Source organism: Pseudomonas sp. HS6-2 (assembly GCF_049325675.2).
GTDB classification, from domain to species: Bacteria; Pseudomonadota; Gammaproteobacteria; order Pseudomonadales; family Pseudomonadaceae; genus Aquipseudomonas; species Aquipseudomonas putida_N.
In genome coordinates this window covers 2,690,755-2,705,144 of record NZ_CM143906.1, presented here as the reverse complement: position 1 = coordinate 2,705,144, position 14,390 = coordinate 2,690,755, and the positions used below count along the sequence as shown (strand labels likewise).

12 protein-coding genes are annotated in these 14,390 nt (G+C 63.6%); 11 read left to right on the top strand and 1 reads right to left on the bottom strand.

Annotated elements, in window-relative coordinates:
* Positions 1-135: 135 nt before the first annotated feature.
* Together ACOKS3_RS12665 and ACOKS3_RS12660 are read left to right on the top strand one after the other, a co-directional pair.
* The gene (locus ACOKS3_RS12665; protein ID WP_422763131.1) at positions 136-1,233 is read left to right on the top strand and encodes a carboxynorspermidine decarboxylase; all 1,098 of its coding nucleotides are present in this window, start codon (positions 136-138) and stop codon (positions 1,231-1,233) included.
* Between the two features lie 33 nt (positions 1,234-1,266).
* Positions 1,267-2,511, top strand: coding sequence for a saccharopine dehydrogenase family protein (locus ACOKS3_RS12660; RefSeq protein ID WP_103447032.1), 1,245 nt, complete (start codon positions 1,267-1,269; stop codon positions 2,509-2,511).
* Between the two features lie 138 nt (positions 2,512-2,649).
* Here the strand turns inward: ACOKS3_RS12660 and ACOKS3_RS12655 are convergent, their stop codons facing one another.
* Positions 2,650-3,696 (bottom strand): class I SAM-dependent methyltransferase, encoded by a 1,047-nt coding sequence (locus ACOKS3_RS12655; protein WP_422763130.1) that lies wholly within the window; start codon positions 3,694-3,696, stop codon positions 2,650-2,652.
* Positions 3,697-4,116: 420 nt separating this feature from the next.
* On the opposite strand from ACOKS3_RS12655, the gene ACOKS3_RS12650 reads away from it, so the two are divergent.
* The 9 genes from ACOKS3_RS12650 (at position 4,117) to ACOKS3_RS12610 (ending at position 14,386) form a co-directional block, all read left to right on the top strand.
* Positions 4,117-5,454, top strand: coding sequence for a UDP-glucose dehydrogenase family protein (locus tag ACOKS3_RS12650; protein ID WP_422763129.1), 1,338 nt, complete (start codon positions 4,117-4,119; stop codon positions 5,452-5,454).
* Positions 5,442-6,416 (top strand): NAD-dependent epimerase, encoded by a 975-nt coding sequence (locus tag ACOKS3_RS12645; RefSeq protein WP_422763128.1) that lies wholly within the window; start codon positions 5,442-5,444, stop codon positions 6,414-6,416. Before ACOKS3_RS12650 ends, ACOKS3_RS12645 begins: the two co-directional genes overlap by 13 nt.
* 34 nt (positions 6,417-6,450) lie before the next feature.
* Positions 6,451-7,194, top strand: a complete 744-nt coding sequence (locus ACOKS3_RS12640; protein ID WP_103447028.1) for a glycosyltransferase family 2 protein — start codon at positions 6,451-6,453, stop codon at positions 7,192-7,194.
* Complete coding sequence (locus tag ACOKS3_RS12635; RefSeq protein ID WP_079227811.1) at positions 7,191-7,463, top strand: lipid-A-disaccharide synthase N-terminal domain-containing protein; 273 nt, start codon at positions 7,191-7,193, stop codon at positions 7,461-7,463. Before ACOKS3_RS12640 ends, ACOKS3_RS12635 begins: the two co-directional genes overlap by 4 nt.
* Before the next feature lie 3 nt (positions 7,464-7,466).
* A complete protein-coding gene (locus ACOKS3_RS12630; RefSeq protein WP_103447027.1) occupies positions 7,467-9,023 on the top strand; it encodes an ArnT family glycosyltransferase in 1,557 nt (518 codons plus the stop codon).
* An 89-nt stretch (positions 9,024-9,112) separates the two neighbouring features.
* On the top strand, positions 9,113-9,982 hold the full coding sequence (locus tag ACOKS3_RS12625) for an SdiA-regulated domain-containing protein (RefSeq protein WP_422763213.1): 870 nt from the start codon (positions 9,113-9,115) through the stop codon (positions 9,980-9,982).
* Positions 9,983-10,055: 73 nt separating this feature from the next.
* Positions 10,056-11,276: a putative DNA modification/repair radical SAM protein gene (locus ACOKS3_RS12620; RefSeq protein ID WP_103447025.1), complete on the top strand. Its 1,221-nt coding sequence runs from the start codon at positions 10,056-10,058 to the stop codon at positions 11,274-11,276.
* A complete protein-coding gene (locus tag ACOKS3_RS12615) occupies positions 11,267-12,106 on the top strand; it encodes a TIGR03915 family putative DNA repair protein (RefSeq protein ID WP_422763127.1) in 840 nt (279 codons plus the stop codon). The genes ACOKS3_RS12620 and ACOKS3_RS12615 overlap by 10 nt, the downstream gene beginning before the upstream one ends.
* A 123-nt stretch (positions 12,107-12,229) precedes the next feature.
* Positions 12,230-14,386 carry a TonB-dependent siderophore receptor gene (locus ACOKS3_RS12610; protein ID WP_422763126.1) on the top strand — a complete coding sequence of 719 codons (2,157 nt, stop codon included), beginning with the start codon at positions 12,230-12,232 and terminating at the stop codon, positions 14,384-14,386.
* Positions 14,387-14,390: the final 4 nt, after the last annotated feature.

Genomic DNA, 14,390 nt, shown 5'->3' with positions numbered 1-14,390 from the left:
TGTCATCAGAATGTTCATTTCCCTCTGTATTACTGGCCCCACGCAGACGAAATACACCATCCGCCCTTTCGATCTGCGGCAAGTGAAGGCACAATGCGGGTCTTTTTTTTGGCCGGCCTGGCCGGGGGCCTTTAAATGATCAAGACGCCGTACTACCTCATCGACAAAACCAAGCTCCTTAGCAACATGGAGAAGATCGCCTACGTGCGTGAAAACTCCGGTGCAAAGGCGCTGCTCGCCCTCAAGTGCTTCGCCACCTGGTCGGTATTCGACCTGATGCAGCAGTACATGGATGGCACCACCTCGTCCTCGCTGTTCGAGCTCAAGCTCGGCCGCCAGAAGTTCGCTGGCGAAACCCACGCCTACAGCGTGGCCTGGGCCGATGACGAGATCGAGGAAATGCTCGAGAACTGCGACAAGATCATCTTCAACTCGATCGGCCAGCTGCAGCGCTTCGCCGAACAGTCCGAAGGCAAGGTCCGCGGCCTGCGCGTCAACCCGCAGGTGAGCAGCTCCGACTACCTGCTGGCCGACCCGGCCCGCCCGTTCAGCCGCCTCGGCGAGTGGGACCCGGCGAAGATCGAACAGGTGATCGAACAGATCTCCGGCTTCATGTTCCACAACAACTGCGAGAACGGTGACTTCGGCCTGTTCGACAAGATGCTGTCGCACATCGAAGAGCGCTTCGGCCACCTGCTGCACAAGGTCGAGTGGGTCAGCCTCGGTGGCGGCATCCACTTCACCGGCGAAGGCTATGCGCTGGACGCCTTCTGCGCGCGCCTGAAAGCCTTCTCCGAGAAGTACGGCGTGCAGGTCTACCTGGAGCCGGGCGAAGCCGCCATCACCAACAGCGCCTCGCTGGAAGTGACCGTGCTCGACACCCTGTACAACGGCAAAAACCTGGCCGTGGTCGACAGCTCGATCGAAGCGCACCTGCTCGACCTGCTGATCTACCGCCTCAACGCCAAGATGGCCCCCAATGACGGCGAGCACACCTACATGGTCTGCGGCAAGTCGTGCCTGGCCGGTGACATCTTCGGCGAGTACCAATTCGAGCGTCCGCTGGCCATTGGCGACCGCCTGTCGTTCATCGACACCGCAGGCTACACCATGGTCAAGAAAAACTGGTTCAACGGTCTGAAGATGCCATCGATCGTGGTCAAGCAGCTCGACGGCAGCGTCGAGGTGGTTCGCGATTTCGGCTTCGAAGACTACGTTTCCAGCCTGTCGTAAGACCGGCTTTCCGAGTAAGGAGCAAAAGGTAAATTGAAGAAGAACGTTCTTATCATTGGTGCAGGAGGTGTCGCCAAGGTGGTGGCCCACAAGTGCGCGCAGCATAACGACGAACTGGGTCGTATCGCTATCGCGTCACGGAACATCTCCAAATGCCAGGCCATCATCGACAGCGTCAAGGCCAAGGGTAGCCTCAAGGTACCCGCCGACATCCAGGCCTTCTCGCTCAACGCCCTCGATGTCGAGGCGACCAAGGCACTGATCCGCGAGACCGAATCGCAGATAGTGATCAACGTCGGTTCCGCCTTCCTCAACATGTCGGTGCTGCGTGCCTGCATCGATACCGGTGTCGCCTACCTGGACACCGCCATCCACGAAGAGCCGGGCAAGATCTGCGAGACCCCGCCGTGGTACGGCAACTACGAGTGGAAACACCTCGAAGAGTGCCAACAAAAGAACATTACCGCCATTCTCGGCGTCGGTTTCGACCCGGGTGTGGTGAACAGCTACGCGAAACTTGCGCAGCAGCAATACTTCGACAGCATTGATTCGATCGACATTCTCGACGTCAATGCCGGTTCGCACGGCAAGTACTTTGCCACCAACTTCGACCCGGAAATCAACTTCCGCGAGTTTACCGGGCAAGTATGGAGCTGGCAGAACAGCCAGTGGACCAGTAACACCATGTTCGAAGTCAAGCGTACCGACGACCTGCCGGTGGTAGGCTCACAGAACCTGTACCTGACCGGCCACGACGAAGTTCACTCGATCTCGAAGAACCTCAATGTGCCGAACGTGCGGTTCTGGATGAGCTTCGGCGAGCACTACATCAATGTGTTCACCGTACTGAAGAACCTGGGCCTGCTCTCCGAGCAACCGGTGAAGACCGCCGAAGGCCTGGAAGTGGTGCCGCTGAAGGTGGTCAAGGCCGTGCTGCCTGACCCGGCCTCGCTGGCCCCGGGCTACACCGGCAAGACCTGCATCGGTGACCTGGTCAAGGGCACCAAGAACGGCCAGCCGCGTGAAGTGTTCATCTACAACGTGGCCGACCACGAAGAAGCCTACGCCGAGACCGACAGCCAGGGCATTTCCTACACCGCCGGTGTACCGCCAGTGGCTGCGGCCCTGCTGGTCGCCCGTGGCGAGTGGGATGCCAAACGCATGGTCAACGTCGAGGAGCTGCCAGCCGAGCCGTTCCTCAAGGCGCTGGACGTGATGGGCCTGCCGACCCGCGTGAAAGATGAAAATGGCGATCGTCCGTGGGACGCTGAAGTTTAAGCTATGAACCAGAAGGGGCGTCAATCAGGCGCCCCTTCTGCATTTTGCAGGCCCGGCCTCTTCGCGGGACAAGCCCGCTCCAACAGGTTTCGTGTAGGAGCGGGCTTGTCCCGCGAAGAGGCCGACACAGGATTACACCTACTTCCTGGCCTCCAGAATGAGGTTGAACGGTGTCTGCGTGGCTCGCCGGAACCTTGTGAACCCCGCCTCCTCGAACACCGCCCGCAACCGCGCCTCCCCAGCCTGCGCGCCCAACCCCAGCCCCACTTCCTGCGACAGCGAGTTAGGCGTGCAGATGAAGGTCGACGCCGCATAGAACAACCGCCCGACCGGCGTCAGGTTACCCTCCAGCGAGTCTTCGGCGTAGGGCTCCACCAGCATCACCGTGCCATCCGCCTTCAACGCCCGGTAGGCATGCTTCGCCGCGCCCACAGGGTCGCCCATGTCATGCAGGCAATCGAAGAAGCACACCAGGTCGTGGTCGTGCCCCGGATAGTCCTTGGCCGATGCCTGCTGGAAGCTCACACGCTGCGCCAGCCCGGCCTCGCGCGCACGCTCGCTGGCCGTGGCAATGGAGGGTGCGTGGTAGTCATAGCCCGTGAAGCTGGACGCTGGAAACGCCTGCGCCAGGACCAGGGTCGAAGCGCCATGGCCACAACCGACATCCGCCACCTTGGCCCCGGCCTGCAGCTTGGCCACCACGCCTTCAAGCGCTGGCAGCCAGTCCGCCACAAGAAATGTGCGATAACCGGGCCTGAAGAAACGTTCGGTGCCACTGAACATGCACGGGTGGTGGTCACCCCAGGCTAACCCGCCGTCGCCACGCATGGCCGCCACCAGCTTGTCCTTGTCATGGAACAGTGCCGCGATGACCGCCGCGCCGCCAGCCATGTACACCGGCGAATCTTCCAGGGCCAGGGCCATGGCCTGCTCCTCAGGCAGAACGAACATGCCCTTGTCATGCACCATGTAGCCGGAGGCCGCCTGGGCGTTTAGCCATTCGCGCACCAGCCGCGGGTGGCAGCCGGTCTTTGCCGCCAGTGCCTCGGGGCTGGTCGGCTGGCTGTCGGCCATGGCCCGGTAGAGCCCGAGTTCATCGCCGAGGATCACATTGGCCAGGGTCGCCGCAGCGCCCATGTCACTCACCAGCTTGCCCATGAATTCGTGAAGCCTTGCCTCGTCCATGACCTGCCCTCCTCTGCAAGAAGGCCACCGTCGACGATCAAGTCCGGTTCGAGGGAGCGGTGGTCAGTGGGATGAATGGATGTATATCCGTTATGAGTTTAGCTCCTCGGCACCACCACCACTTGAGGCAACTTACCGGCCTCCACTGTCATACAACTGACATTTCTTAGAGCAATTTCCTCTCAACTTCCAGGCTGCGCCAGGCGCTCTTTTGTGCGCCGGGAAGATGCGTTTGCCTTTTATTTGCAAAGCAAACGTGTGCATGAGCAAGGCGCCTTCATATCCGGGCTTAAGTAACAAGATTTAAACAAAAATGTGACATTTTTTTCTACTTTTTCGCCAAGGATCTCTGCGGCCAAATGCCAAACACCTGCGTCAGCAGGGGTACTGCCCGTACAGGTTCACACCATGGAGCTTTGAATGAAGGTTACGGTTTTCGGTACCGGCTATGTCGGCCTTACTCAGGCGGTATGCCTGGCCCAGGTGGGGCACTCGGTGTTATGCATGGATATCAACGCCGAGCGGGTGGCGGCGCTCAGCGAGGGGCATTGCCCGATCTTCGAGCCCGGCCTTGCGCCCCTGCTGGAGAAGAACCTGGCCTGCGGTCGCCTGCGTTTCACCACTAGCGCCGCTGAAGCGGTGCACTACGCTAGGTTGCATTTCATCGCCGTCGGCACCCCGCCCCAGGCCGATGGCAGCGCCGACATGCGCTATGTGTTCAGCGTGATCGACAGCATCCTCGAACATGCCGATGGCCCCAAGGTCATCGTCAACAAGTCCACCTCGCCGGTCGGCACGGTAGACCGCATCAAGGCGCGAATCAGCCAGGCGGTCGCCGACGCAGACCGCTACCAGGTGATCAGCAACCCCGAATTCCTCAAGGAAGGCTCGGCAGTGGATGACTGCATGCGCCCGGACCGCATCATCATCGGCGGCGCCGCACCGGCCGAGGTCGAACTGCTGCGCGAGCTGTACCAACCGTTCAGCCGCAATCACGAAAAAGTCATGGTCATGGACGCGCGCAGCGCCGAGCTGACCAAATACGCCGCCAACTGCATGCTGGCGACCAAGATTTCCTTCATCAACGAAATAGCCAACCTGGCCGAGCAACTGGGGGCCGACATCGAAATGGTCCGCCGCGGCATCGGCTCGGACCCGCGCATCGGCTACGACTTCATCTACCCCGGCTGCGGCTTCGGCGGCTCGTGCTTCCCCAAGGACCTGCAGGCGCTGCGCAGGACCGCCGAGGCCGAAGGCATCGACCCGCTGCTGCTGGGCGCGGTGGAAGCGGTCAACCAGCGGCAGAAGAGCCGGCTGTTCAGCAAGATCCAGCGCCACTACCCCGGCGGCCTGCACGGCAAGGTCTTCGCCTTGTGGGGCCTGTCGTTCAAAGCCAACACCGATGACATCCGCGAAGCTTCCAGCCTGGTGCTGCTCGAAGCACTGTGGGCCGCCGGCGCCAGCGTCCAGGCCCACGACCCGCAAGCCATGCAGGAGATCCAGCGGCACTACGGCAATCGCCCCGACCTGAAACTGGTGCCGTGCAAGGACGATGCGCTGGAAGGTGCCGATGCCCTGGTGATCGTCACCGAGTGGCAGGACTACCGCGTGCTGAACCTGGACAAGGTCCCGCAGCAACTGGCTGACCGCGTGGTGTTCGACGGCCGCAACCTGTTCGAACCCGAGCACATGGCCGCTGCCGGCCTCACGTACTACGGCATTGGCCGTGGCCAGGTGAATCCACCATGCCCGTACTGATCACTGGCGCGGCCGGATTCATCGGTTTCCACCTGGCACGCCGCCTGTGCGAAGCGGGCATCGAAGTGGTGGGCATCGACAACCTCAACGCCTACTACAGCGTCGAGCTCAAACTGGCGCGCCTGCAACAGTTGCTCGCCTACCCCAGTTTCCGCTTCCAGACGGTCGACATCGCCAACGCCGCCGACATGCAGCAACTGTTCGCCGGGCAGCCGTTCAGCGAAGTGATCCACCTGGCGGCGCAGGCCGGTGTGCGCTACTCGCTGGACAACCCGGCGGTCTATGGGCAGTCCAACCTGACCGGCTTTCTCAACCTCCTCGAAGCCTGCCGCCAGCACCCGCCGCAGCACCTGATCTATGCCTCCAGCAGTTCGGTGTACGGCGCCAATACCAAGCAGCCGTTCAGCATCGATGACCCAGTCGAGCAGCCAATTTCGCTGTATGCCGCGAGCAAGCGGGCCAACGAGCTGATGGCCCACAGCTACGCGCACCTGTACCAGTTGCCGATCACCGGCCTGCGCTTCTTCACCGTCTACGGCCCGTGGGGCCGCCCCGACATGGCGCTGTTCAAGTTCACCCGGGCGATGCTCGAAGGCCAGCCGATCGAGATCTACAACCACGGCCAGATGGCGCGCGACTTCACCTACATCGACGACATCGTCGAAAGCATCCTGCGCCTGCGCCAGAAGCCGCCACGCCCTGAAGCCGGGCAACCGCCCTGCCAGCTATTCAACATCGGCCGCGGCCAGCCGGTGCGCCTGCTGGAATTCGTCGATTGCCTGGAGAACACGCTGGGTATCAAGGCCCGGCGCGAGTACCTGCCCTTGCAGGCGGGTGACGTGCTGGAAACCTGGGCGGATGTGGACTCACTGACGCGCTGGATCGATTTTTCGCCGAGCACCCCGCTGGAGCACGGCGTCGCCGCTTTCGTTGGCTGGTACCGGGATTTCTACCGGGTTTGACCACGCAATCATTACAAGAACACAGGTAGCCTCAATGACTGATCCCCTTGACCTCTCGGTACTGATCCCCGCCAAGAACGAGGTCGACAACCTGCCGGCATTGCTGGCGGAAATCCGCACGGCACTGGCCAATGAAAACTACGAAGTGCTGGTGGTCGACGACGGCAGCACCGACCAGACACTCAACATGCTGCGCCAGCTCAAGCAGCAGGGCTTCAACCAGTTGCGCATCCTGCGCCACGACCGCTCGCTGGGCCAGAGCACCTCGATCTGGCATGCCGCCCAGGCTGCCCGTGGCCGCTGGCTGGCCACCCTCGACGGCGACGGGCAGAACGACCCGGCCGACATCCCCGGCATGCTCGCCCTGGTACGCGGCAACGAAGATTTCGCCGGCGGCATCCAGCTGGTCGCCGGCCACCGCGTCAACCGCCGCGATACCGCCAGCAAGCGCTGGGCCTCGCGCTTTGCCAACGGCCTGCGCAGCCGCCTGCTCAAGGACGCCACGCCGGACACCGGCTGCGGCCTGAAACTGATCGACCGCGACGCCTTCCTGCGCCTGCCCTATTTCGACCACATGCACCGCTACATCCCGGCGCTGATCCTGCGCCACAAGGGTCGCATGCTGGTGCACCCGGTGAACCACCGCCCGCGCCATGCCGGGGTATCCAAGTACGGCAACCTGGACCGTGCCCTGGTCGGCATTCTCGACCTGGTCGGGGTCTGGTGGCTGATCCGCCGCACACGCCTCGACACCCAACCCCAGGAGCTCGAAGGATGACCCGCGAAACCCTCTGGCTGATCGTCGGCTTCGCCGGTCAGGTCGTGTTCACCGGCCGCTTCGTCCTGCAGTGGCTGTATAGCGAATTCAAGAAGCGCAGCGTGATCCCGGTGGGCTTCTGGTACCTGAGCATGCTCGGCAGTGCCCTACTGCTGATCTACGCCATCTACCGCGAAGACCCGGTGTTCATCATCGGCCAGTCGTTCGGCCTGGTGGTCTACCTGCGCAACCTGCAATTGATTGCCCGACACAAAGAGCAGAAGGAATAGCCCTTGCCTAGGTTCAAGACGCTCGGGGCCGAACGCCTGGCCCTGGTTGCACTCGCTGTCCTGCTGGTCGGTGCCGGCATCGGCTGGCGCCAGCCGATGAACGTCGATGAGGAGCGCTTCCTCGGCGTAGCCCTGGAGATGCTCCAGAGCGGCAACTGGTTCATCCCCCACCGCGCTGCGGAAATCTACGGCGACAAGCCGCCATTATTCATGTGGACCGTGGCCCTGTTCAGCTACCTGACCGGCTCGCCCAAGGTCGCCCTGTACCTGCCGGGGCTGATGTCCGCGGCGACCATCACCTTGGTGCTGCATGACCTTGGGCGACGCCTGTGGACCCGGCGCATCGGCGTGATTGCCGCGCTGCTGTTCCTGGCGACCTACCAGAGCTATAGCATCCTGCGTACCGGGCAGATCGACAGCTACCTGTGCCTGTGGGTGGCGCTGGGCCTCTACGGCATGGTCCGCCACCTGTTGCTCGGGCCTGCCTGGGGCTGGTTCTACCTGGCCTGCGCGGCCATGGGCCTGGGCATCATCAGCAAGGGCGTGGGGTTTGTCCCGGCGCTGATGCTGCTGCCCTACGCCTGGGCGGTGCGCAAAGGCTGGCGCGGCGTGGTGGCCTATCCCGGCCAGGGTGGGCGCTGGAGCCTGGGCTTCGTCTGGCTGCTGGCAGGCTGCGCGGTGTGGCTGCTGCCGCTGCTGGTCTCGATCGCCCACGGTGGCGGTGCGGCGGAACTGGCCTACCTGAAGGAAATTCTCCTGCGCCAGACCGCCAACCGCTATGCCAATGCCTGGGACCATCGCGAGCCCTTCTGGTACTTCTTCGTCAAGGTCATCCCGCAGTACTGGCTGCCCCTGATCCTGGCCTTGCCGTGGCTGGTTCCGGCCTGGCGCCGGCAGTTGCAGAAACGCGATGGGCGCTTCCTGCTCCTGCTCGGCTGGGTGGCCCTGGTGCTGCTGTTCTTCAGCCTCAGCAGCGGCAAGCGCAAGCTCTACATCTTCCCGGCCCTGCCCGGCCTGGTACTGGCCATCGCGCCGCTGGTGCCATGGATGGTCAAGCGCTGGCTGCAGCGCCGGCCCGGCTGGCGCAAGGCGTTCACCGCCATTGCCGTGGCCTGGTTCTGCCTGTGGTTCGCCCGCGGCTTCGTCGAGCCGCTCAAGGAAGGCCAAAACCCCCACGAAACCTTGATGGCCGACGCCGCACGCGCCACCGGTGGCGCCGAGCTGGTGCTGGTCAACTGGCGTGAAGGGCACTGGCTGTTCGCCCGACAACCCATCGTCCATTTCGGTTTCGCCAACCAGTCCAAGCCTGAAACGGCCGTGTACTGGCTGCGCCATAACCCCTCGGCCTTCGCTCTGATCCCGGAAACCGAACTGGGCCGCTGCTTCAACGCCGACAAGGCCCACCGGCTGGGCGATACCTCGCGCGCCGAGTGGTACGTGGTCGGTGCCGATGCCGACAACGGCCAGTGCCAGCCAGCCGTACCTGCACAGGTCTACCACTTCGCCTGGGCCAACACCCCCGGGAACCTGCAAACCGCAGCACAGAGGCCCGCACCATGACGACCCAGACCCTGCCAGTGCCGCGCCGGCACCTGTGGCGACGCTTGAACCGCTGGGGCCAAGTCGGCGCAGTCGGCGTGCTGGTGGCCATGGCCCTGTTGGGCATCGAAGCCGTCCGCTCGTTCTGGCCCCAGCAGCTCTACGCACACCTGAGCAACCGCTGGACCGGCGACACCGCACCTGGCAAGAACATCTGGCTGCCGGACTTCAAGGTCACGATCGACGCCAAGGTGGTGGACCCTGGCCTGGGCAACCTCTCCGGCATCACCTACGACTACGACCGTGACCGGCTGCTGGCAATCACCAATGGTGTACCCATGGAGCTGCTGGAGCTGAGCACGTCCGGCGACATCGTGGCGCGCTACCCGCTGGTGGACTTCGAGGACACCGAGGGCCTGGCGTACCTGGGCAATGGCCGCCTGGCCATCAGCGACGAGCAGAAGCAACGGCTGGACGTGATCAGCCTGCCCGACCACCCGCAGCCGATCCACGCCAGCGAGGCCCAGTGGATCACCCTCGACATCAACCCGACCTTGCGCAACAAGGGCTTCGAGGGTGTGACCTACGACCGCCAGCACGACCGCCTGTTCGCCATCAAGGAGCGCGACCCACGCCAGCTGTTCACCGTGACCGGCATGCTCACGGCGCTCAGCGGCGGCCCCCTGCAAATTACCGTCAGCGACCGCCGCGACTGGGTCAAGCGCAGCGTGTACGCCACCGATCTGTCCGACGGCTACTACGACCCGCGTACCGGCCACCTGCTGGTACTCAGCGACCAGTCGAAGAACATCACCGAGCTCGCTGGTGATGGCCGCTTCGTCAGCATCCGCTCGCTGCGTTCCTGGCTCGGCGGGCTGCACCGTGATGCGCCGCAGCCCGAAGGCATGACCATGGACAGCGCCGGCAACCTCTATATCGTCAGCGAGCCGAACCTGTTCTACGTCCTCAGCAAGCCCTGAAGCCGATTCAGGCCCTTGCAAATGTACAAGTCTCGAAATACTGTATGAATATTCAGTATTTCGAGACATCCCCATGCAGCTCATCGCCAAACTCGGCATTCTCGCCGATGCCGCCAAGTACGATGCCTCATGCGCCAGCAGCGGCGCGCCGAAACGCAGCTCGCGTGGCAGCGATGGCCTGGGCGCGACCGATGGCATGGGCATCTGCCACAGCTACACCCCTGATGGCCGCTGCGTGTCGCTGCTCAAGGTGCTGCTGACCAATTTCTGCCTGTATGACTGCCAGTACTGCGTCAACCGCCGCTCCAGCAACGTGCCGCGGGCGCGCTTCAGCCCCGAGGAAGTGGTGCGCCTGACCCTGGACTTCTACCGGCGCAACTGCATCAGCGGCCTGTTCCTGAGTTCCGGGATCATCCGCTCGGCCGATTACACCATGGAACAGCTGATCCGCGTGGCACGCCTGCTGCGCGAAGAACACAACTTCCGTGGCTACATTCACCTCAAGACCATCCCCGACGCCGACCCGTTGCTGATCGAAGAAGCCGGGCGCCTGGCCGACCGCCTCAGCGTCAATATCGAACTGCCCACCGATGCCAGCCTCAAGCGCCTGGCCCCGGAAAAGCAAGCGCATACCATCCGCCAGGCCATGGGCGTGATCCATCAGGGCCAGCAGGCCGTGGCCGGTGAACCGAAAGCGCCGCGCTTCACCCCGGCCGGGCAGAGCACCCAGGTGATCGTCGGCGCCGACGCCACCGACGACAGCACCCTGCTGCGCAACGCCGAGTCGCTGTACCAGGGTTATGGCCTCAAGCGCGTGTACTACTCGGCCTTCAGCCCGATCCCCGACAGCCCTGGCAGCGTGCCCCTGGCCGCCCCGCCACTGCTGCGCGAACACCGCCTGTACCAGGCCGACTTCCTGCTGCGTGGCTATGGCTACAAAGCGGGTGAACTGCTCGGCGAGGCCGGCAACCTGGCGCTGGACATCGACCCCAAGCTGGCCTGGGCACTGGCCAACCGCGAGGTGTTTCCGCTGGATGTGAACCGTGCCGAGCCGGCGCTGCTGGCGCGCATTCCCGGCATCGGCCTGCGCAGCGTGCAACGGCTGGTGGCACTGCGCCGCGAGCGGCGCGTACGCTACGACGACCTGATCCAGCTGCGCTGCGTGCTGGACAAGGCAAGGCCGTTCATCGTCACCAGCGATTACCGCCCCGCCGATGGCGAGTTGCGCAGCGGCTTGCTCAGGGCGCGCCTGCGCGAACCTCAGGCGCCACAGCAGATGGGGTTGTGGGGGTGATTGCGCTCGATTGCGATGACCAGTTCGGCACTTGGCGCAACCAGGCCCGCACCTTGCTCGGCCACGGTATCGACCCCGCCGACGTGACCTGGGCGCAAGGCCCGACCCAGGACCTGCTGGCCCTGCCCACACCTCTGCCCGAAGGCCCTGGCCCATTCCGCGCCAAGGTCCCCGCCACGCTGCTAACGCAACTGGAGCAAGCAGCACGCTACCGCGGCGAACAACGCTGGAACCTGCTGTATGAAGTGCTCTGGCGCGTGGCCCACGGCGACCGCACGGCCATGCTGGCGGGTGACCGCCTGGGCAGCGAATTGCAGCGGCGTATCAAGCAGGTCAGCCGCGAGGCGCACCACCTGCATGCGTTCGTACGTTTCGTGCCGCTGCCCGAGGCGCTGGCCGAGCAGTTGCAGCTGGACCTGGTGGCCTACCATGAACCCGCTCACGACATCCTGGAGAGCGCCAGCACGCACTTCGCCGACCGCCTCGGGCGCCAGCGCTGGCTGATCGCGACACCACAGGACGGCATCCGCTTCGACGGCCAGGCTTTCGAATATCAGCGCCGTTGCCCGGACGATTGGCGGCAATGGGCACAAAATGCCGAAGACCCCGGTGCCGAACTGTGGCGTACCTATTACCGGCACACCTTCAACCCGGCCCGGCTCAACCCGGACGCGCTACGCCTGCACATGCCAGGGCGCTTCTGGCGGCACCTGCCGGAAGGGATGCTGATTCCCCAGCTCGAAGGCCTGGCGCGGCAAGGCAAGCAGCGTGACGGGCAGGCGCTGGAGGTGGCCAGCCAGCGTGGCAAGAGGATCACCCGCTCCGGGTGATTTGTGAAAATTTTGTAATGGATCTGGCATACCGCCTTCCCAAGATGCGACACATCCTGACAAACTGATTGCTAATCATTCTCATGCTTATGTGCATTAGCAACCATCAGGAGCCCACCCGTCATGTTGTCGCCCCTCGCGCACACGCGCCCCCTTCCCGCTCGCAACCTGCTCGCCATGGCCATCTGCATGGCTGTTGTCACGCCAGCCGTAGCCGAAGATACCCCCACCACCCTGGAACTGGGCGCCACCGAAATCAGCTCGGACGCGCTGGGCAGCACCACCGAGGGCTCGGGCTCCTACACCACCGGCTCCATGTCCACCGCAACCAAGCTGCCACTGAGCATGCGTGAAACGCCGCAGGCGGTGACCGTGATCACCCGCCAGCGCATGGACGACCAGGCCATGACCAGCATCAATGACGTGGTCAAGGCCACCCCCGGCCTGTTCCTCGACTACTCCAGCGGCCCGGGCCGGCAGAGCTACTCCTCGCGCGGTTTCAACATCGACAACCTGATGTACGACGGCATCCCCAGCGGCTATACCGGTTGGGTGGTCGGCGCCCAGCCGAACCTGGCGATGTTCGACCGAGTCGAGGTGGTGCGCGGCGCCACCGGCCTGGTCACCGGTGCCGGCAACCCGTCGGCAGCCATCAACCTGGTGCGCAAGCGCCCACTGGCCGAGCAGAAGGTCACCCTGACCGGCGCCGCCGGCAGCTGGGGCGATTACCGCGGCGAGGTCGATGCCTCCAGCCCGCTAAACGACAGCGGCACCCTGCGCGGACGCGTGGTGGCGTCCTACCGTGACGCCAACAGCTACATCGATGACGTCGAGGAAGACCACGGTCTGTTCTATGCGGTGACCGAGGCGGACCTCTCCGATGACACCAGCCTGATGCTTGGTTTCTCGCACCAGAAGGACAAGACCAACTACTTCTGGGGCGCCATGCCCACCGCCCTCGACGGCCACCACATGGGCTTCTCGCGCTCCTACAACCCGGGCACCGACTGGGAGAACAAGGACCAGGAGATCAACACCGTGTTCGCCGAATTGCGCCATCGCCTGGCCAATGACTGGGCGCTGCAGCTCAACGCCAACTATGCGCAACAGGATGCGACCTTCACCGGGTCCTACCAGTCGCGCTGGGCTGGCCTGCAAGCACCGCTGCAACGCACGGTCTACCAATCCAAGCATCAGGAGAACCAGGCCGGCCTGGACGGCTTCGTCAGCGGCCCGTTCGAGCTGCTCGGGCGCACCCACGAACTGGTGATAGGTGCCAGTAAGCGCATCTACGACATGGACACCCGCAACTACAGCCCGTACGACATGTTCTGGCCGCTCAATGGCGGTAAACCGAACTTCGTACACACCGACAACCAGCGTGAAGTCACCACCCAGGATGGCGTGTACCTGACCACCCGGCTGAACCTGGCCGACCCGCTTCAGCTCATCCTCGGCGGGCGCCTGGACTGGTACGACTATGACAACCGTGATGGCGACGGCGATTACAAGGTGACCCGCAACGTCACCAAGTATGCCGGCCTGATCTACGACCTGGACGACCACCACTCGGTGTACGTGAGCTACAGCGACATCTTCACCCCGCAAAGCTCCAAGGACACCTCTGGCCCCCCGGTGAAACCGATCGTGGGCAAGAACTATGAGGTCGGCATCAAGGGCGAATACTTCGACGGCGCGCTCAATGCCAGCATCGCGCTGTTCCGCATCGACCAGGAAAACCGTGCCACCCAGGTGTTCGTCGCGAACTGCCCGCAGACTTCCTGCTACGAAGCTTCGGGCGAAGTGCGCAGCCAGGGCATCGACATGGAACTGCAAGGCGCGCTGACGCCAAACTGGCAGATCGGTGGCGGCTATACCTATGCCCGCGCGCACACCATCAAGGACGCCGCCAACCCCGCCAATGTCAACCAGCGTTTCGATACCGACACCCCGGAGCACATGTTCAAGCTGAACACCGTGTATCACTTCCAGGGCCCGCTGGAGAAGCTGCGGGTCGGTGGCAACATTTCCTGGCAGAGCCGCATCTACAACGACTTCACCGTGGCCGATGGCAGTGAGTACAGGCTGGTCCAGGGTGCCTATGCGGTCACCGACCTGATGGCCGGCTACCGGGTCAGTCAGCATCTCGACCTGCAACTCAACGCCAACAACGTGTTCGACCGCAAGTACTATTCGGCCGTCGCCAGTTCGGTGGACTACGGTGGCGATACCTGGGGGGCGCCACGTAATCTGATGATGACCGCCAAATACAGCTTCTAGTGCC